An 18,215-nucleotide genomic window follows, 5' to 3' on the forward strand; every position below is an offset into this window, starting at 1 on the left:
GAACAGAGGTATCGGTGACTCAGGCCGCAGGAGATGCCGGCAGCAGGGTCGCCGCCGGCACGAAGATGTTGCCCTGCATCAGCTTGCGCGCGGTGCGCACCACCCCGCCGCTGATGATCTCGACGGCATTGCCGTGCGGCTTGCTCGTCATGGCGACATCGATGAGACCCGTCGGATGCTCGATGACCACGGTACAATCGTCCCCCTGCGGCCGTTCTGCAAGGCCATCCGCCACGGTGCCGGGCACCAGCACGCAGGAGGAGACGCAGAGGCCGCCCGTCACCGCGAAGGCCGCATGCGTCTTGTGCGGCACGAAATAGCGCGCGGCGACGTTCCCGCCCTCCCGCGGCGCGGCCAGCATGGCCATTTTCGGCACCACCTTGCCGGTGACGTCGCCGAGACCCATGCGGCGGCCGGCCTCCATGCGCATCGCTTCCATGCGTGCGAAGAAGGCTCCGTCGGCATCGAGTTCGGCGGCGCTCTCGTAGCCCGTCTTGCCGACATCGGCGGCGCGCACGATCATCATCGGCACCGCGACGTCGATGAGCGTCACATCGATCCCCTCGATTTTCTCCATCGGCTTGCCGGTGGGCAGCAGCGCGCCGGTCTTCGAGCCGACGATATCCATGAAATTGAGCCGGATCTCCGCCGCCGTGCCCGGCACGCCGTCGATGCGGGCGTCGCCCTCGTAATTGACGGCGCCGTCCGGCGTCTCGACGATCGCCTCGATGCGGCTCTGGGTGTTGATGTCGTAGATGACGACGCTGGTCTTCGCCCCGCCGACCGGCACCATGCCCGTCTCGATGGCGAAGGGGCCGACGCCGGACAGCATGTTGCCGCAGGAGGGCGAGGTGTCGACGATCGCCTTGTCGACGGAGACCTGGGCGAAGAGATAGTCGACATCGACCCCCTCGCGGCTCGACGGGCCGACCATCGCGACCTTGCTCGTCAGCGTGTCCGCGCCGCCGAGGCCGTCGATCTGGCGGATATCGGGCGAGCCCATCGCCGCCAGCAGGACGCGCGCGCGGATATCGGGATCCTGCGGAATATCCTGCATCTTGAAGTAAGGCCCTTTCGACGTTCCACCACGCATGAGGATGCAGGGGATGGGATGTTGTGCTGGCATGATGCCCTCGCTGATTGATGTAGACAATTGGATGCAATTGCACACCTTGAAAACCGGCGTGCGAGCCCCGGCATCGCCGCCGGGGCCGAAGGTCAGCGCAACGGCCAGACCAGCTGGTCGTAGAACTGGTTCTGCAAGAGGCCGCCCGGCAGGTTCATGTGCAGGATCGACGTCAGCAGCAGCACCAGACCGACGGCGGCGGCGGTCAGCACCAGCGTCTGCAGCCAGCTCGACCTGGCGACGACCTTCAGGAAGGCGACGAAGAAGCCGATCAGCGCCAGCGTGAAGCCGACGAGGCCGATGGCCGCGACGAAGCCGACCAGCCAGCCGACGAAGCGCCAGAGGCTGCCGCTGGTCGTGCCGTCGTCGAGATCGAAGTTCATGTTGCCGGCCGTGCCGCGCCCCGTGGCTCCCCGGACCTGCCAGAACAGCACGGTGGCGGCCGTCAGCAGGCCCACCAGGCCGACGGCGATCGGGAAGACGGCATCGAGGAACGAGTTCTCCGCACCTTCGACGATGGTGAAGACGAAGAAGGCGACGGCGATGGCGGTGAAGACGACCTGCGGCCAGAGGTTCCTTGCAGCAGCCGTCTCGTCCTCCTCGCGCTCGAACTCGATGTCGGTGGTGATGCCGCCCGGCACGGCCTCCTCCTTCTGGCGCATGCGCGAGCGGCTGGTGAACCAGAGCGAGGCGACCGTGACGAGCGCGATGACGATGGCGATCGGGCGCAGCGGGAAGCCGTAGCCGTAGAACTGCACCGCCTGGTAGAAGTAGGTCTCGACCTGGCCGGCAAGCACGAAGCCGATGAGGAAGGCGGGGCGCGGCCAGCCGAAGCGCTTGAGGAAGATACCGGTGAGCGCGACGACCAGCAGTGCCACGATATCCTCGAACGACCGGGTCGACTGGAAGGCGCCGAACACGATGATGAGAATCATGAAGGGCGCGAAGAGCACGAAGCGGATGGTCGTCAGCCGCGCGATGCTGGGCGACAGGGCGATGCAGGCCGCGGTGCCGACGACATTGGCGAGCGCCAGCGTCCAGACGACCGTATAGGTGAGGTTGAGGTCGCGGTTCGGATCGGCCATGCCGGGGCCGGGCTGGAGCCCGATCAGGATCATCGCCGCCAGGAAGATCGCCATGGAGCCGGAGCCGGGGATGCCGAAGAGAAGGGTCGGGATGAGGTTGCCGCCGGCGCAGGAATTGTTGGCCGCCTCCGGGCCGATGACGCCGCGGATGTCGCCCTTGCCGAACTGCGACTTGTCCTTGGCGGTCTGCACGGTGTGGCCGTAGGAGATCCAGTCGGAAACGCTGCCGCCGAGGCCGGGCATCAGGCCGACGCAGGCGCCGATCGTCGAGCAGCGCAGCGTCAGCCATTTCTCCCGCCAGGTATCGCGCACCCCGTCCAGCCAGCCGCGGCCGAGCTTGCCCGTGCTCGAAATGCTCGAATTGCCGCGCAGCAGGTCGAGCACTTCCGGCAGGGCGAAGATGCCGAGGCCGATGATGGTGATCTCCAGGCCGCTCATCAGGTAGAGAGAGCCGAAGGTCATGCGCTCGCCGCCATTGGCCGGCGCCGTGCCGATCGCGCCGAAGGCGAGGCCGAGCGTACAGGCGGCGATGCCCTTCGCCAGGCTGCTGCCCGAGAGCACGCCGACCATGGAGAGGCCGAAGATCGCCAGCATGAAGAGTTCCGCCGAGGTGAAGCTGAGGATCAGCGGCCGGGCGACGATGACGATGCCGGTGAGACAGAGCGCGCCGAAGAGGCCGCCGATCATCGAGGCCGAGAAGGAGGCGCTGAGCGCGCGGGCCGCTTCCCCCTTGCGGGCGAGCGGAAAGCCGTCGAGCACGGTCGCCTGCGAGGCGGACGAGCCGGGAATCCCCATGAGAATGCAGGAGAAGGTATCGGAGGTCGGAATGACCGCCAGGAGGCCGACCATCATGGCGATCGCCGCGGTCGGTTCCATGCCGTAGACGAAGGGCAGCAGCAGCGACATGCCGGCAATGCCGCCGAGGGCCGGCAGGATGCCGACGATAAGGCCGACCGCGACACCGATCATCATGTAACCGAGATGGTGGAGGGTCAGCAGGTTGTGGAGCGAAGTGACGAAGACATCGATCACTGTGGCTGTCCTTTCGATAGCAACAGGTGCGAGACGGCGCGGGTGCTCCGGCCTCGTCAGTGTCGGCAGATGGCTGTACGGGCCCGGTGGCTGCGGGCGGGCGTGCCCGCCGCCCTTCGGCGGCGGGGGGCGCTTCCGGTCAGAGTTTGACCTGGTATTCCGTCGTCAGGAAGTTGCGCACCCATTCGCGCGCTTCCGGCTTGATCGACGTCGCCACCGCATAGAGCTTCTCGATATCGTCGCCGACGGCCTGCTCATAGTCGCCGAGGACATCGGCCTTGGCCTTCTGCAGCTCGGGATCGGCCACCGCGTCGGCAAAGGCCTTGCGGTAGGTCGCAACGATGTCGTCCGGCGTGCCTTCCGGCAGCATGCAGGGTTTCTGGGCCGCAAAGCCGGAACCGAAGAAGGCGAGATAGGCGTCGTATTCCACCCCGGACGGCTTCTGGCCGTGCATCATCTCATAGGCTTCGACGAAGTGCGGCAGGTCGGGGAAGGTCGGGTCGCGCGCGACATTGCCCTCGGCGTCGAGAACGCCCCAGGAGAACATCGGCACGGCGGTGCCGGCCTCGACGAGCGGGGTGACGTTGGTGAGGTAGGCCGACGAGGTCTGGTAGTCGATCGTCGCTTCGCCGCGCTCGAAGGCAAGCCGCCCGTCGCCGCGCCCCTGCATGCCGAAGACATGGCGGACATTGAGGCCGAGCAGGCGGAAGGCGAGCATCGGCACGAGGTCGAGCGAGGTCGCGCCCTGGCTACCATAGACCAGTTCCTGGTCCTTGATCTTGCCAAGGTCGGCCGGTGACTTCACCTCGAACTTGGCGGGCAGATAACAGACGCCGCCGGTGGGCGAGACGAGCACGGGGATCAGCTTGGCATAGTCGTAACGCACGCGCGGATCGCCGAGCAGGAACGGGAACTGCGTCGAGCCGGAGGTGCCGAGGATGGCAAGCCCATCCGGCCGGGCGCGGGCGACGAACTCGTTCGAGCCGGTGATCGATCCGCCGCCCGGCACGTTGCGCACGACGACATTGGGGTTGCCCGGCAGATATTTCGACAGGTACGGTGCAAAGAAGCGGGCCCAGACATCCGAGCCGCCGCCCTCGGAGAACGGCATCCACCATTCCACCGTCTTGCCGGCGAAATCGACGGATGCCTGAGAAAAGGCGGGGCGCGCTCCCACAAGCCCCAGAGCCGCGGCGGCAGAGCCGGCGGCCAGCAGTTGACGACGCGTGAAATCAGCCATGTTTTTTCCTCCCACGATGGCAATGCGTTCAAATGTATACAAAGGTACACATGAAAGTTGGAAACGCCAAGCCCGTGATCGCCCCGGGCAGACATCATCCCTTCTTTCTCCCTTGAAGGGTATGCGCTACCTGGATTATTAAGTTAAGTGCAAAATTTTGGACCACTGATGCACAATGCGCATTAATTGTGAAATCCTCGACCTTCGTGCCTTTCTTGCCGTCGTGGAGCTGGAGAGCTTCCACCGGGCGGCGGAAGCCCTCAACCTGTCGCAGCCGGCGCTCAGCCGCCGCATCCAGAAGCTCGAGGCCTCCATCGGCGCCCCGCTGCTCGAGCGCACGACCCGGCACGTCTCCGCGACGGCACTCGGCCTCGAATTGATGCCGCTCGTGCAGCGCATGCTGGAGGAATTCGACGGCTCACTCTTCGCCGCCCGCGACCGGGGGCTGCGGCGCAGCGAGCTGGTGACGATCGCTTGCCTGCCGACGGCGGCCTTCTATTTCCTGCCGACCGTGATCAAGCAGTTCAACCAGGAATATCCCGACATCCGCTTCCGCATCCTCGACCTCACGGCGACCGAGGGGTTGCAGGCCGTCTCGCGCGGGGAGGTGGAATTCGGCATCAACTTCATGGGAACGTCGGATCCCGATCTTCTCTTCGACCGCATCGCCGAGGATCCGTTCGTGCTGGCGGCGCGGCGCGACCATCCCCTGGCGGCGCGGCAGGAGGTCGGCTGGACGGACCTTGCGCCCTACCGGCTGATCACCGTGCACCGCTCCAGCGGCAACCGCACCATGCTGGACGCGGCGCTGGCGCGCGCCAATATCGAGCTGCGCTGGTCCTATGAGGTGACGCACCTGTCGACGTCCCTCGGCCTGGTGGAGGCGGGCCTTGGCATTTCCGTGCTGCCGCGCACGGCAACCCCGGGGCCTGACCACCCCATCATCGTCACGCGGCCACTGGGCGCTCCCCGGATTTCCCGAACCATCGGCATCGTGCGCCGCCGCGCCGCTACGCTCTCGCCCGCCGCCGAACATTTCCGGCGCATGCTGGTGGGAACCTGGCAGGGCGCCGGGGCCGATGACTGAGGGCATCCAGCGAAACGAAGAATCGGCAACGGTCTGGAACAGGCCGCTCTGGTGGTCGATCAGCAGCATGACGGTGTCGTCGACATCGGTGACCGGGCGCTGACCGTTGGTGGGGCAGGGGCCGGAAACATTTCCGGCCCGGTCTGCCTCGGGCGAGGGGCGTCGCGGACACGCTGGGGATCAGGCGGCGATCGTGCCGAACCTGCCGGCGCAAAAGTCTGCAAAGGCCTGCTGCAATTCTTCCGGCGTGTTCATGACGAAGGGACCGCGCATGGCGACCGGCTCGCCGAGCGGCGCACCGCTCAGCACCAGAACCGTCGTGTCGCTCTCAGCCTCAAGACTGAAGGCGCCGCCCGTGCGGTTACGCAATCCTGGCTAAGGCCGAGCAACACGCGCGAACGACGCGACCGTCCCGAAAGGGTCCCGGTTTCGTCCGGGGCGGGAATAGGGTATCGGAGGGCTCGCGCAGCCGAAGCAACGGGGATCGACTTGCCATCCGCAACGCCAGCGAACGAGGCGAGCCTGCGTGCCGCCATCAAGATCGACATCGTGGTCATCGGCGCCGGCCAGGCGGGGTTGTCCTCGGCCTACCATCTCCTGAAACTCGGCCTCAAGCCGGGCCGCAACTTCATCGTTCTCGACAGGAACGAGAAGCCCGGTGGCGCCTGGCAGCACCGCTGGCCCTCGTTGACGCTGAGCACGGTCAACCGTGTACACGACCTGCCGGGCATGGGCTTTTCCGAAGTGGTGCCGGCGGGGGAGACCGAGGCCAAGGCCTCCGTGGCGGTGCCCGATTATTTCGCCGCCTACGAGGAGCGGTTCCGGCTGCCGGTCTATCGTCCGGTCACGGTCACGGTGGTCTGCGACCGCTTCGAAAGGCTGCGGGTGGAGACGGATCGCGAGGCCTTTTCGGCCCGCGGCCTCATCAATGCCACCGGAACCTGGGAAAGCCCGCAGATCCCGGACTATCCCGGTGCCGCGCTGTTCCAGGGCCGGCAGCTTCATTCGCGCGACTACCGCACGGCCGATGAATTCGCGGGCCAGCATGTCGTCATCGTCGGCAGCGGCATTTCCGCGCTCCAGCATCTCGACGAGATCTCCAAGGTGACGACGACAAGCTGGGTCACGCGCCGCGAACCGCAGTTCCGCGATACGCCGTTCACGCCGGAAGACGGCCGCGCGGCCGTCGCCATCGTCGAGGATAAGGTGCGCAACGGCCTGGTCCCGGGCTCCGTCGTCTCCGTCACCGGCATTCCCTGGACACCGGCGCTGCGGGCCGCCGCCGCGCGCGGCGCACTGAAGCGCCTGCCCATGTTCAGCGAGATCACCGCGCACGGCGTGCGCTGGCCGGACGGCACGGAACAGAGGGCCGATGTCATCCTCTGGGCGACCGGCTTTCGCAGCTCGCTCGACCATCTCGCCCCCCTGCAATTGCGCGGGGAGAAGGGCGGCATCGTCATGGCCGGACGCCTCGCCACGCAGGTCGGGAAGGACCCGCGCATCCATCTCGTCGGCTACGGCCCCTCCGCCTCCACCATCGGCGCCAACCGCGCAGGCGCGGCGGCGGCGCGCGAGCTTGCGACCCATCTCGGCCTGTTGTGAGCCCTGCACGGGCCGCGGCGTCGGAACGGCACAGGCGGCTGCGATCGAGCCGCCTTGAAAGGAAGACGACGAGTGCCGCTTGGGGATAGGATGGCGCATCGTCCCTGATCCCGGTGGAGCACCATGCCCCTTCAAAACCGCGTCACCCCCTTCGGCGAGATCGTCGCGCTCCCGCAGCGCGGCCTGTTTACCGGCAATCGCGGCATCATCCATGACCCGGCGACGAAGACGCTGCTTTCGAAGCGCTGGGCGTCCAGGGCCTGGCTGGTCTGCCTCTGCGACTTCCAAGGCCGCCGCCGGAAGGTGATGGGAGGGCGGAGCTGGACCGAACTGTTCTTCCTCGACGAGGCGGTCGCCCTTGCCGCCGGCCATCGGCCCTGCTTCTTCTGCCGCAGGGAGGCAGCGCAGCGCTTCCAGGCGTGCTGGGCATCGGCGAAGGACGAGCCGCCGCCCGCCGCCGGCGCAATGGATGCCGTCCTGCACGGCGAACGCCTGGAGCGCAGGCGCAAGCGCCTCCACCCGATCGCCGGGCCGCTGGCGGTGCTTCCCGACGGCGCCGTCGTGGCGGCGGGCGGGCACGCCTTCACGCTTCATGCCGGCCTCGCCCACCGCTGGACCGCCGAAGGCTACGCCCTACCGCAACGCCTCGACAGCGCGGATGCCCTGCTGACGCCGCCGTCGACGGTCATGGCCCTCGGTGCCGGCTATCGGCCCGTCTTCCATCCATCGATCGAGCGAGGCCCGGTTTGAGCGACGATCACAGGAGTGTCACGGCCGTGTAATACGCCTGTCATCCAGGCTTTCTATGCGCAGGGGGCCAACGCACCGCTCAAGAGAGGCTCCTCCCATGCGTGAACTCATCCTCGCCCTGGCATCGGCAACGATCCTGGCCGGCACTGCAAACGCCGCAACCGTCTACCCCATCGATCGCGCGACGATCCTCGTCGGCTCGCCATTCGACTTCAAGGTCGAGTTCGATGCGGTCGTGACACCGGAAGACGTGAAGGTCACCGTCAACGGCAAGGACTATGCCGACGTCTTCGGCAAGGCCGCCGAATTCGTCGCGGAGGAAAAGGGCGCCGAGGACAAGGTACTGGGTTCGGCGCTCATCCTGCGCGACCTGGCGATCGGCACGGCCGGCGCCTACACGGTCGAGGTTTCCGCCGGCGGCGAAACGCAGTCGGTCAACTGGGAGGTCTACGAGACCGCCGCCCAGCCGAAGGCGAAGAACATCATCTTCCTGATCGCCGACGGCCTGTCCGTCGCCCACCGCACCGGTGCACGCATCATGTCCAAGGGCATGACCGAGGGCAAGGCGAACGGCCGCCTGGCGATGGACGACATCCCGCCGGTCGCCTTCATCGGCACGTCCTCCACCCATTCGATCGCCACGGACAGCGCCAACACCATGTCGGCCTACATGACCGGCCACAAGTCGCGCGTCAACGCACTCGGCGTCTACGCCGACCGCACGCCGGCAAGCCTCGACGACCCGAAGGTCGAGACCATTGCCGAGGCGCTGCGCCGGAACACCAAAAAGTCCATCGGCATCGTCTCCACCTCGGAACTTCAGGATGCGACACCCGCCGCGCTCGTCGCCCATACGCGCAAGCGTGCCGACAAGGCCGAGATCGTCGGCATGATGCTCGACGTCAAGCCGGACGTCCTGCTCGGCGGCGGCTCGGCCTATTTCCTCTCCAAGGATGTGCCGGGCTCCAAGCGCAAGGACGACAAGGACTATATCGCCGAGTTCCATAATGCCGATTATGCAATCGCGACGGACAAGGCCGAGCTCGCCGCGGCCGCAGGATCGAACCAGGAGCGCCTGCTCGGCCTGTTCCATACCGGCAATCTGGACGTGACCCTCGACCGCGAATTCCTCAAGAAGGGCACCGTCGACAAGTTCCCGAGCCAGCCCGGCCTCGTCGACATGACCAGGGCCGCGCTCGACAAGCTTTCCAAGAACCCGGAAGGCTTCTTCCTGATGGTGGAGGCCGCGTCGGTCGACAAGATGAGCCACCCGCTCGACTGGGACCGCGCGCTCGTCGAGACGATCGAGTTCGACAAGGCCGTCGGCGTTGCCCGCGAATTCGCCGAGAAGAACCCGGACACGCTGATCGTCGTGACCGGCGACCACACCCACGGCGTCGCCATCATCGGCACGGTTGATGACGAGAAGCCCGGCGAGGTGATGCGCGAGAAGGTCGGCACCTATGACGATGCCGGCTTCCCGAACTACGAGGACAAGGACGGCGACGGCTATCCGGACCGCATCGACGTCTCGCGCCGCCTGTTCCTGGCCGCCAACAACGGCCCGGATCATTACGAGACCTTCCGCCCGAAGCTGGACGGCCCGTTCGTGCCGGCCGTGCAGAACGAGGCGAAGGAATACGTCGCCAACGAGGCCTACAAGGATGTGCCCGGCGCCGTCTTCGTCGAGGGCAACATCCCGAAGGAAGGCGACACGGGCGTGCATGCCGTGGACGACGTCGTGCTGCAGGCCGCAGGTCCCGGCTCCGAAGGCTTCCGCGGCTACATGGAGCAGAGCGACGTCTACCGCGTGCTGGCCGATGCCTTTGCGCTCGGCGTGCCGAAGGAATGACACCAGACCTTGCTGGACAGGCGGCCCGCGCCGCCTGTCCACGCTCCTGCCGATAAAGAAGGAGGCCCGGCCATGACGCAGATGGACCGCGTGTCGTTCGAGAGGCGCCGGCTGCTTTGCGCGCTGGCGGCCTTGCCCGCTCTCGCCCTTTCCCGCCCTGCCCTTGCCGGCGAAACGCTCGGCTTCGGCGAACTCTACAAGAGCTTCGGCGTGCTCGGCCTCGAATTCTCCGACAAGGTGAAGCGGCTGAACTGGCGGGAGGTCGCCATGAAGGGTTTCATGGCCCCGCCGCTGAAGGCCGAGGCGAATTTCTTCGTGCTCACCGAAATCCCGATGTCGCTCTGCCCCTTCTGCTCCTCGGATGCCGACTGGCCGGACAATATCCTCGTCGTCTACCTCGCCGAAAAGCAGACCTTCGTGCAGTACAATGCGCCGATCGAGGCGCGGGGCATGCTGGAATACGGCTCGTGGGTCGACCCCGAAACCGGATTCGTCAGCCAGCTGCGCCTGCGCGATGCCGCATTCGAGACGGTCTGACGATGCTCGCGCTCGATATTGCCGCCCTGGAGATGCGCTTTCCCGGCCTCGATGCGCCGGTGCTTTCCATCGAAAACCTGCACCTTCCAGCCGGCGGCGGACTCGCGATCACGGGCGCCTCCGGCTCGGGCAAGAGCACGCTGGTCAATGTCGTCACCGGGCTGGAGCCCGCAACGCGGGGATCCGTTTCCTGGGGGGACACGGAGATCACCCGTCTGCCCACCGGCCGGCGCGATGCCTTCCGCGCCACCCATATCGGCCTCGTGATGCAGGATTTCCACCTCTTCCCCGGCCTTTCGGCCTACGAGAACGTCGTGCTGCCGGTGCGGCTCGCCCGCCGCCTGAAGCCGGGCGAGCGCGAACGCGCCCTCCACCTGCTCGAAAACACCGGCATTGCCCGCCCCGGCCAACCCATCGAGACGCTGTCGCGCGGCGAGATGCAGCGCGTGGCGGTGGCGCGCGCGCTGCTGCCGAAACCCGGCGTGATCGTCGCCGACGAACCGACGGCGAGCCTCGACCGCCGCATCGGCGGCGAGGTGGCCGACCTCATCGTGCGGCTTGCCCGCGCAGAGGGTGCCACGCTGCTCGTCGTGACCCACGACCCGGCCCTGGTGGAGCGCATCGGCCGGCATATCGTCCTCGACGGCGGCCGCATCATCGAGGACGCCGGGAAGGCGGAAGCGGCATGATAAGCTTCATCCTCGCCGATCTTCGCCGGTTCAAGGGCGGCGCGCTCGCCGTCGTCGTGCTGATCGCGCTTTCGGTCGCGCTCAGCGTCGCCGTCACGCTGCAGGAGCGGGCCGTGCGGCTCGGCAGCGCGCGGGCGGCGGAAAAGTTCGACCTCGTCGTCGGCGCCGCCGGCAGCGAGACGCAGCTTGCCCTGTCGGCCGTCTTCCTCCAGCCATCCCCCCTGCCCCTGATGTCCGGCGCCGTGCTGGAAAAGCTCGCGCGGGACCCGCGCGTTTCCTTCGCCGCCCCCGTCGGCTTCGGCGATTCCGCCGATGGCCGCCCGGTCGTCGGCACGACGACGGCGCTGGTCACCGCCCTGTCGCCGACGCTTGCGGAAGGGGCGGTCTTCGCCCGCCTCGGCGAGGCGGTGATCGGCGCCGACGTGCCGATGCGCCTCGGCGCGCAGATCAAGCCGATGCACGGCGCGGCCGATAGCGGCGGCCATACCCATGTCGAACTCGCCTATACGGTGCGCGGCCGCATGGCGCCGACCGGCACCGCCTGGGACCGGGCGATCCTCGTGCCGATCCGGGCCGTCTGGCAATTGCACGGCATGGGAGCGGAGACCGAGCACGAACACGAACACGGGCACGGGCACGACCACGGCGACGAAGCGCCAGACGGTGCCGCGACAGAGGATCACGACCACGCGGTCCATGTCGAGCCGGACGCGGCGCTCGACGAACATTTCGATGCCGAAACGCCCGGCATCCCCGCCGTCCTCGTCAAGCCGAAGACCATGGGCGACGCCTACCGCCTGCGCCAGGAATATCGCAGCGAGACGACGCTCGCCGTGTTCCCCGCCGAAGTGCTGACCCGTCTCTATGCGACGCTCGGCGATGCCCGCAGCCTGCTGCTCGCGATCGCCATCGCCACGCAGGCGATTGTCGTCGCCGCCATCCTGCTCGTCACGATCATGCATGTCGGCGCCCGCCGGCGGCAGATCGGGGCGCTCAGGGCCTTTGGCGCCCCGCGGCGGGCGGTCTTCGCCATCGTCTGGGGTGAACTCTTCCTGCTGCTGCTGGCCGGTTTCGCCCTCGGCCTTGCCGTCGGCTATGGCGCGGCGCGGGCCATCTCCGCCGCCCTCGCCTCCGCGACGGCGGTCCATATGCCCGTGGAATTCGCCCGGGCTGATCTCCCGCTGGCGATGTGGTTTGCCGCTCTTGCGGTCCTGGTGTCGATCGTACCGGCGCTCTCGGCTCTCCGCCTCAGCCCGGCGGCTGCCTTGAGAGCCTGATGCAGCTGAAGGCAGGACGGTTCGCGTGGGCCCGGCAAAAATCGCCGGGTCGTTTCCGGAATTGCAATATCGACCGGTCAGATAGCCTCACCGATGATCCTTGCGACCAGCGCCAGTGAGATCGCGCCGGCATCCGGATGGCCGATGCTGCGTTCGGCGAGCGGACGGGCACGGCCGAGTTTCGGCGTCAGCGCGGCGGTGGCGTCGGCCGCTGCCGTCGCAGCGGCCGCGGCATCGATCCAGGCGGATTTCAGCGGCTTGCCGGCCGCAAACGACGCCTCCAGCGTCTCGACGAAGGGCACGAGCGCATCGACGAGGGTCTTGTCGCCAACGCGGGCGCGGCCAAGCCGCGTCACGGCATCGAGCGCAAGACGCGCACCCCTGACCACGGCGGCGTCATCGAGAACGGCATCGTCGGAAAGCGCGTTGCTCCAGGCACGCAGCAGCAGGCCCCAGATGGCACCTGACGTGCCGCCCGCCCGGTCCGCCCAGGCATCGCCGGCGACCGCAAGCGTGCTCGCGGCGCCGGCACCGGCGGCGAGTGCCTGCCCAACGGCGTCCTCGGCGGCAGCGGAGCCGCGGCGCATGCCCTGGCCATGGTCGCCGTCGCCGGCCTTCGCGTCGATGCGGCCCAGCTCGTCCTCCGCGTCCTTCAACCCTTTCGCGGCGAGGCCGAGAAGCCTTGCGATGCAGGCCGCGTCCTTGCGCGAGGCGGCCGAGGACGGGCCGAAGGTCGGCGCCGCATCCTCGTTGACGATGGCGTCGGTGGCCGGCTCCGTGCGGATCTCGCCGCCGCGCCGGAGGACGGGCGCATCGCAGGCCGCGGTCCAGTAGGTTTCGAGCTCCGCATCCAGCCACATCAGCGTCAGCGAGCAGCCCTGCATGTCGAGGCTGGTGACATATTCCCCCGCCTCGGGCGCCACGATCTCCAGCCCCGCCGCCTTCAGCAGCCCGGAGATCGCGGTCCAGAGGACGAAGAGCTCCTCGTATTTCGTGGCGCCGAGACCGTTCAGCACCGCCGCGACACGCGTGACGCCCTGCGGACGCTCGGCAAGAAGCCTTTCGATGAGGAGGGCCGCAAGATCCTTCGCCGGCACGACGGTCTCCTCGCGGATGCCCGGTTCACCATGGATGCCGAGGCCGAGCGCCATGCGGCCTTGCGGCACGGTGAAGAGCGGGCCGCCGGCGCCGGGCAAGGTGCAGCCGTCGAAGGCGACGCCGAAGGAGACGGTGCGGTCGTTGGCATGGCGCGTGATGCGCTCCACCTCGTCGAGGGAAAGGCCGGCTTCCGCCGCCGCGCCCGCGACCTTGAACACGGCAAGATCGCCCGCAATGCCGCGGCGCTTTCCATGCGCCTCGGCCGGCGCGCTCGCCACGTCATCGGTGACGGGAACGATGCGGACATCGATGCCCTCGGCCCTGAGACGCTCGGCGGCGACACCGAAATTCAGCACGTCGCCGGCATAGTTGCCGAAGCCGAGCAGGATGCCGCCACCGTGATCGGCCTGCCGGCAGACGCGGGCGACCGCCGCCGTCGAGGGCGAGGCGAAGACATCGCCGGCAACCGCCGCGTCCGCCATGCCCGGGCCGACATAGCCGGCAAAGGCCGGATAATGCCCCGAACCGCCGCCGACGACGACCGAGACCTTGCCCTTCGGCACCCGCGTCGCCCGCACCACGCCGCCGCGCACGAGGCGGACATGGCGGCTGTAGAGATCGGCAAAGCCGGCAAGGGCGGTGGCCGCGAAATCCTCCGGTGCATCGAAGATGGTGGTCATGGTGATCGTCCCTCGTCTTGTGCTGGATCGTCTTGTCAGCGGCGCGGCAGGATGCGCCGCAGGTAATCGCGGTTGGCGGCCGAGACCGAAAGGCCATCGCCGCCGTAGTGCTCGCAAAGGAAAGCGCTGCGGAAGCCGTGCGCAAGCGCCATGCGGATGGCGGCGCGGTAATTGATGATGCCGGTCTCCAGCGGCGCCGGATGGGTGACGATCGCCCCCGTTCCCGGATCCTCCGTGCGCGTATAGTTCTTGACGTGCCAGTATTTCGCGAAGGGCGCGACCTTCTCCATCATCTCCTGCCAGTGCTCCACGGGGCGGTGCAGGCGGATGAGGTTGCCGATATCCGCATTGATGCCGACATTCGGCAGGCCGACCGCCTCGACGAAACGCACGCTGCTGTCCGCCGTGCCGAGATAGGTGTCCTCGTACATTTCCAGCGCCATCTCGATGCCGAGCTCCTCGGCATGGCGACCGAGCTCGCGGATGCGCGCGACGGCCTTCTGCCAGACGGCCGGATCATCGGGATTGCACGGGCCATCGACCGTCCAGAACCAGAGCGCCTTCTTCTGCCCGGCCGTCAGCGGCTCGAAGAGGCCGAAGGAAACGGCGCCCGCGCCGATCGCCTTCGCCGTGTCGATGACGCGGTGGCCATAGGCGAGATAGGCATCGCCGTGGACGGCATCGATGACGCTGCGGCGGGAGATCGAGATCGCCGGGATCGTCAGGCCGAGCGAGCGCACCAGCGCCATGAAGGCATCGAGCCGCGCCGGCGAAAGATCGGCGAGCCGCAGCCAGCTGTCCGTCGGGTCGAGCTCGGTGAAGCCGGCATCGACGACGTCGTCGAGCGTCGCGGCCCATTCCTCGACGGACTGGTCCTGCACCGAACGGCCATCCGCCAGGAGGTTCGGATACTGGATCATCGCGGCCGCGATCGGCCAGGTTTCACGGGTCCATGCGGGCGCCGGAACGGTCATGACGAACTCCTGGTGCGGAAAAGGCGGGGAGCCGGCGGATCAGACCGCAGGCGTGCCGTCCTGCGGGGACTTGGGAACGCCGAGCCGGCGGCGGCGCGAGATGCCGAGAAGCCAGAAGACGAGCGGCGAGAAGAGCAGCGCAAGGCCGACCAGCATCAGCGTCGTCACCAGCCCGTTCGACCAGAAGACCGAGAGCTGGCCGCCGGACAAGAGCATGGACTGCCGGAAGGCATCCTCCGCCTTGTCGCCGAGCACCATGGCAAGCACGAGCGGGGCAAGCGGATAATCGAGCTTCTTGAAGACATAGCCGAGGAGGCCGAAGACAAGCACCAGCCACATGTCGCTGACGGCATTGCCGACCTGGTAGGCGCCGGACAGGATGATGGCGACGATGATCGGCCCGATGATGGCGAAGGGCACGCGCAGGATCGAGGCATAGAGTGGCACGGTGGCGATCACCAGCACGACGGCGACGATGTTGCCGAGATACATGGAGGCGATCAGGCCCCAGACGAAATCCGGCCGGTCGGTGAAGAGCGTCGGACCGGGCGTCAGGCCCCAGATCATCAGGCCGCCCATCATGACCGCCGCGGTGGCCGAGCCCGGCACGCCGAGCGCCAGCATGGGCAGCAACGCGGAGGTGCCGGCGGAATGGTCGGCCGTCTCCGGCGCGACGACGCCGCGCGGATCGCCCTTGCCGAATTGCGACTTGTCGCGGGCCGAGCGGCGGGCGACGCCGTAGCTCATGAAGGAGGCCGCCGTCGGACCGGCGGGCGTGATGCCCATCCAGATGCCGATCAGCGTGGAGCGGGCGATGGTGAACCAGTAGCGCGGCATCTCGACCAGCGTGCGGCCGATCTCGACGAGCCTCACGCGTGCCTTGATGCCCTCGAAGCGCAGCCCCTCCTCCGTGGTCAGCAGCAGTTCGCCGATGCCGAAGAGACCCATGACGGCGATGAGGAACGAGACGCCCTTGATGAGTTCGGGAATGTCGAAGGTCAGGCGCAGGTTGCCTGAGATCGTGTCCATGCCGACGGAGGCGAGCGCGAAGCCGATCATCATGGAGACGAGCGTCTTGAACGGCGACTGGGCGCCCATCGAGATGAAGCTTGCGAAGGCGAGGAAATAGACGGCGAAATATTCCGGCGAGGAGAAGCGCAGCGCGAAATTGGCGACCCAGCCGGAAAGCAGCGTGATCATCACGACGCCGGCAAGCGCGCCGAGGCCGGCCGAGACGAAGGCGAGCGTCAACGCCCGGCTCGCCTCGCCCTTCTTGGCCATCGGATAGCCGTCGAAGGTGGTGGCGACGGAAGAGGGCTCGCCCGGAATGTTGAAGAGGATGGAGGTCGTCGACCCGCCGAAGAGCGCGCCCCAATACATGCAGGAGAGCAGGATGATGGCCGAGATCGGATCCATCGAGAAGGTGAGCGGCAGGAGCAGCGACACGCCGTTCGGCGCCCCGAGGCCGGGCAGCACGCCCACCAGGATGCCGAGCGTGACGCCGAGCATCATGAGCAGGATGTGGTTGAAGCTCAGGATATGGCCGAAGCCGTCCATGAGAAGACCGATATTTTCCATGTCTTTCCTCCGAAGACCGGCGCCCTCGCGCGATCAGTAGATCCCGAAGAAGGCCTCGACCGGACCCTTCAGGAGCGGAACCTTGAAGCCGATCTCGAAAATGACGAAGAAGAAGAGGGCGACGCCCATGCCCGCGGCAAGGCCGGCCCACCACTTGTACTTGCCCTGGAAGGTCATCGTTCCGGCGATGTAGAGCGCCGTGCCGACATAGAGGCCGAGGAGGGTGGAGACCGCCGCGAAGGCGACGAGCGGCAGCAGGAAGCCGAGCACGACCTTGAAGCGCGCCATGTCGACGAAGATCTCGCCGCTGCCGCGATGCTTGACGACAGCGTAGACGAGGTTCATCGCGCTGCCGAAGACGATCAGCAGGCCGATATAGAAGGGGAAATAGCCGGCATCCGGCCCCATCTCCGTCCAGCCCGCGCCGGCCTCTATCGAGCCGTAGGCGACGGCGATGCCGAAGGCGCCCGTCAGGAGGGCGACGCCCGTTTCCATGGCGAAACGGGAAAGCCCATTCGCGCTGTTCTCACGCATGGATCAGACCTTTCCGAAAGGGGGTGCGGATGCCGTGGGGCATCCGCGCGGAACCTTGGGAGGTTCAGTTCGCAAGCCAGCCTTCGCGCTTCAGCACGGCGCTGACGGCGGCCTCGTCCTTCTTGATGAAGTCCGCAAACTCCGTGCCGCTCATATAGGTGCCGGACTGCGAGGTGTCGGCAAGATATTTCTGCCATTCCGGCGTCTCGGACACCTTCTTCAGGACATCCGCATAGAAGCTGACGACCTCCGGCTCGACACCGGCGGCAAGCCAGACGGTGCGGGGCATGGCGTAGTTGTCGATGGCGATGCCGCTGTCCTTGCAGGTCGGGATGTCGGCCCAGCCCTGGTCGCCGGCCACCTTCGCGTCGCTCTTCAGCTTTTCCGACTTGAAGACGCAGACCGGCTTGACCATGCCGGCCTGCCACTGGCCGAGGTTCTCGCTCGGATTGTTGACATTGGCCGCGACGTGGTCGCCGGCAAGCTGCACGGCCGCCTCGCCGCCGCTCTTGAACGGAACGTAGCCGATATCGGCACCGGTCGCCTCGTTGATCATCGAGGTGAGGATCTGGTCGACGTCCTTGGACTGGCTGCCGGCGACCTTCAGCGTGCCCGGCGCCGCCTTGGCCTTCTCGACGAAATCGGCGGCCGTCTTGATGTCGGACTTGCCGTTGACCCAGAGCACGAACTCGTCGGAGGCGAGCGCGGCGACCGGCGTCAGGTCGGCAGCGGCGTAGGGCACCTTGGCGCGGACCGGCAGCAGATAGGCGTTGTTCGTGCCGAAGGTCAGCTTGTGGGCATCGCCCTTTGCGGTCGCGGCATAGACGAAGCCCTCCGCGCCGCCGGCGCTGCCCTTGTTCGTCACTACCACCGGCGCCTTCATCAGCTCGTACTTGGCGATGATCGACTGGATGGTGCGGGCGAAGATATCCGTGCCGCCGCCGGGGCCGGCCGTGACGACGAATTCGACCGGGCGCTCCGGCTCGAAGGCGAAGGCCGGCAGGGCGACGCCCGATGCGGTCGCGACGATGCAGGCAATGGTAAGGGACTTTTTCATCTTGCTCCTCCGTTGGG

At 67.3% G+C, this 18,215-nt stretch carries 16 protein-coding genes and 1 pseudogene; 7 read left to right on the forward strand and 10 right to left on the reverse strand.

What is annotated here, in order from left to right:
* Window positions 1–19 precede the first annotated feature (19 nt).
* The 3 genes from WMC41_RS27415 to WMC41_RS27425 all read right to left on the reverse strand — a co-directional run bounded on the left by WMC41_RS27415 (window position 20) and on the right by WMC41_RS27425 (window position 4,483).
* Window positions 20–1,126 (reverse strand): 4-oxalomesaconate tautomerase, encoded by a 1,107-nt coding sequence (locus WMC41_RS27415; protein ID WP_432349450.1) that lies wholly within the window; start codon window positions 1,124–1,126, stop codon window positions 20–22.
* Window positions 1,127–1,218: 92 nt separating this feature from the next.
* On the reverse strand, window positions 1,219–3,183 hold the full coding sequence (locus WMC41_RS27420; RefSeq protein WP_432349635.1) for a tripartite tricarboxylate transporter permease: 1,965 nt from the start codon (window positions 3,181–3,183) through the stop codon (window positions 1,219–1,221).
* Between the two features lie 199 nt (window positions 3,184–3,382).
* Complete coding sequence (locus tag WMC41_RS27425; RefSeq protein WP_288079973.1) at window positions 3,383–4,483, reverse strand: Bug family tripartite tricarboxylate transporter substrate binding protein; 1,101 nt, start codon at window positions 4,481–4,483, stop codon at window positions 3,383–3,385.
* Between the two features lie 175 nt (window positions 4,484–4,658).
* Here WMC41_RS27425 and WMC41_RS27430 point away from each other — a divergent pair, with 175 nt between their 5' ends.
* A complete protein-coding gene (locus tag WMC41_RS27430; protein ID WP_432349451.1) occupies window positions 4,659–5,570 on the forward strand; it encodes a LysR family transcriptional regulator in 912 nt (303 codons plus the stop codon).
* Window positions 5,571–5,591: 21 nt separating this feature from the next.
* Here the strand turns inward: WMC41_RS27430 and WMC41_RS27435 are convergent.
* Window positions 5,592–5,690: pseudogene (locus WMC41_RS27435) on the reverse strand (hydrolase); the annotation flags it as partial.
* Between the two features lie 60 nt (window positions 5,691–5,750).
* A complete protein-coding gene (locus tag WMC41_RS27440) occupies window positions 5,751–5,939 on the reverse strand; it encodes a pirin-like C-terminal cupin domain-containing protein (protein ID WP_432349452.1) in 189 nt (62 codons plus the stop codon).
* Between the two features lie 120 nt (window positions 5,940–6,059).
* On the opposite strand from WMC41_RS27440, the gene WMC41_RS27445 reads away from it, so the two are divergent.
* The 6 genes from WMC41_RS27445 (at window position 6,060) to WMC41_RS27470 (ending at window position 12,277) form a co-directional block, all read left to right on the forward strand.
* Window positions 6,060–7,172 carry an FAD-dependent oxidoreductase gene (locus WMC41_RS27445; RefSeq protein WP_432349453.1) on the forward strand — a complete coding sequence of 371 codons (1,113 nt, stop codon included), beginning with the start codon at window positions 6,060–6,062 and terminating at the stop codon, window positions 7,170–7,172.
* 123 nt (window positions 7,173–7,295) lie between these two features.
* Window positions 7,296–7,922 carry a hypothetical protein gene (locus tag WMC41_RS27450; RefSeq protein WP_432349454.1) on the forward strand — a complete coding sequence of 209 codons (627 nt, stop codon included), beginning with the start codon at window positions 7,296–7,298 and terminating at the stop codon, window positions 7,920–7,922.
* A gap of 97 nt (window positions 7,923–8,019) precedes the next feature.
* The gene (locus tag WMC41_RS27455) at window positions 8,020–9,774 is read left to right on the forward strand and encodes an alkaline phosphatase (protein WP_432349455.1); all 1,755 of its coding nucleotides are present in this window, start codon (window positions 8,020–8,022) and stop codon (window positions 9,772–9,774) included.
* A 72-nt stretch (window positions 9,775–9,846) separates the two neighbouring features.
* Window positions 9,847–10,311, forward strand: a complete 465-nt coding sequence (locus WMC41_RS27460) for a hypothetical protein (protein ID WP_432349456.1) — start codon at window positions 9,847–9,849, stop codon at window positions 10,309–10,311.
* 2 nt (window positions 10,312–10,313) lie between these two features.
* Window positions 10,314–11,000, forward strand: a complete 687-nt coding sequence (locus WMC41_RS27465) for an ABC transporter ATP-binding protein (RefSeq protein ID WP_432349457.1) — start codon at window positions 10,314–10,316, stop codon at window positions 10,998–11,000.
* Window positions 10,997–12,277, forward strand: coding sequence for an FtsX-like permease family protein (locus WMC41_RS27470; protein WP_432349458.1), 1,281 nt, complete (start codon window positions 10,997–10,999; stop codon window positions 12,275–12,277). Before WMC41_RS27465 ends, WMC41_RS27470 begins: the two co-directional genes overlap by 4 nt.
* Window positions 12,278–12,354: 77 nt before the next feature.
* Here WMC41_RS27470 and WMC41_RS27475 read toward each other — a convergent pair whose 3' ends face one another.
* From WMC41_RS27475 to WMC41_RS27495, 5 genes are all read right to left on the reverse strand, one after another.
* Window positions 12,355–14,055, reverse strand: a complete 1,701-nt coding sequence (locus WMC41_RS27475; protein ID WP_432349459.1) for a dihydroxyacetone kinase family protein — start codon at window positions 14,053–14,055, stop codon at window positions 12,355–12,357.
* 35 nt (window positions 14,056–14,090) lie between these two features.
* Window positions 14,091–15,029, reverse strand: coding sequence for a sugar phosphate isomerase/epimerase family protein (locus WMC41_RS27480; protein ID WP_432349460.1), 939 nt, complete (start codon window positions 15,027–15,029; stop codon window positions 14,091–14,093).
* A gap of 39 nt (window positions 15,030–15,068) precedes the next feature.
* Complete coding sequence (locus tag WMC41_RS27485; RefSeq protein ID WP_244770255.1) at window positions 15,069–16,607, reverse strand: tripartite tricarboxylate transporter permease; 1,539 nt, start codon at window positions 16,605–16,607, stop codon at window positions 15,069–15,071.
* Between the two features lie 33 nt (window positions 16,608–16,640).
* Window positions 16,641–17,141, reverse strand: a complete 501-nt coding sequence (locus WMC41_RS27490) for a tripartite tricarboxylate transporter TctB family protein (RefSeq protein WP_244770254.1) — start codon at window positions 17,139–17,141, stop codon at window positions 16,641–16,643.
* Between the two features lie 64 nt (window positions 17,142–17,205).
* On the reverse strand, window positions 17,206–18,198 hold the full coding sequence (locus WMC41_RS27495) for a Bug family tripartite tricarboxylate transporter substrate binding protein (protein ID WP_432349461.1): 993 nt from the start codon (window positions 18,196–18,198) through the stop codon (window positions 17,206–17,208).
* Between the last annotated feature and the right edge of the window lie 17 nt (window positions 18,199–18,215).

The organism is Shinella yambaruensis, assembly GCF_050859155.1.
Classification (GTDB): domain Bacteria; phylum Pseudomonadota; class Alphaproteobacteria; order Rhizobiales; family Rhizobiaceae; genus Shinella; species Shinella yambaruensis.

What these genes read in the sequence shown, in the direction of transcription:
- WMC41_RS27415 (WP_432349450.1), bottom strand. Translation starts at nt 1,126, where the DNA reads ATGCCAGCACAACATCCCATCCCCTGCATCCTCATGCGTGGTGGAACG.
- WMC41_RS27420 (WP_432349635.1), bottom strand. Translation starts at nt 3,183, where the DNA reads ATGATGATCGGTGTCGCGGTCGGCCTTATCGTCGGCATCCTGCCGGCC.
- WMC41_RS27425 (WP_288079973.1), bottom strand. Translation starts at nt 4,483, where the DNA reads ATGGCTGATTTCACGCGTCGTCAACTGCTGGCCGCCGGCTCTGCCGCC.
- WMC41_RS27430 (WP_432349451.1), top strand. Translation starts at nt 4,659, where the DNA reads ATGCGCATTAATTGTGAAATCCTCGACCTTCGTGCCTTTCTTGCCGTC.
- WMC41_RS27450 (WP_432349454.1), top strand. Translation starts at nt 7,296, where the DNA reads ATGCCCCTTCAAAACCGCGTCACCCCCTTCGGCGAGATCGTCGCGCTC.
- WMC41_RS27455 (WP_432349455.1), top strand. Translation starts at nt 8,020, where the DNA reads ATGCGTGAACTCATCCTCGCCCTGGCATCGGCAACGATCCTGGCCGGC.
- WMC41_RS27460 (WP_432349456.1), top strand. Translation starts at nt 9,847, where the DNA reads ATGACGCAGATGGACCGCGTGTCGTTCGAGAGGCGCCGGCTGCTTTGC.
- WMC41_RS27465 (WP_432349457.1), top strand. Translation starts at nt 10,314, where the DNA reads ATGCTCGCGCTCGATATTGCCGCCCTGGAGATGCGCTTTCCCGGCCTC.
- WMC41_RS27470 (WP_432349458.1), top strand. Translation starts at nt 10,997, where the DNA reads ATGATAAGCTTCATCCTCGCCGATCTTCGCCGGTTCAAGGGCGGCGCG.
- WMC41_RS27475 (WP_432349459.1), bottom strand. Translation starts at nt 14,055, where the DNA reads ATGACCACCATCTTCGATGCACCGGAGGATTTCGCGGCCACCGCCCTT.
- WMC41_RS27480 (WP_432349460.1), bottom strand. Translation starts at nt 15,029, where the DNA reads ATGACCGTTCCGGCGCCCGCATGGACCCGTGAAACCTGGCCGATCGCG.
- WMC41_RS27485 (WP_244770255.1), bottom strand. Translation starts at nt 16,607, where the DNA reads ATGGAAAATATCGGTCTTCTCATGGACGGCTTCGGCCATATCCTGAGC.
- WMC41_RS27490 (WP_244770254.1), bottom strand. Translation starts at nt 17,141, where the DNA reads ATGCGTGAGAACAGCGCGAATGGGCTTTCCCGTTTCGCCATGGAAACG.
- WMC41_RS27495 (WP_432349461.1), bottom strand. Translation starts at nt 18,198, where the DNA reads ATGAAAAAGTCCCTTACCATTGCCTGCATCGTCGCGACCGCATCGGGC.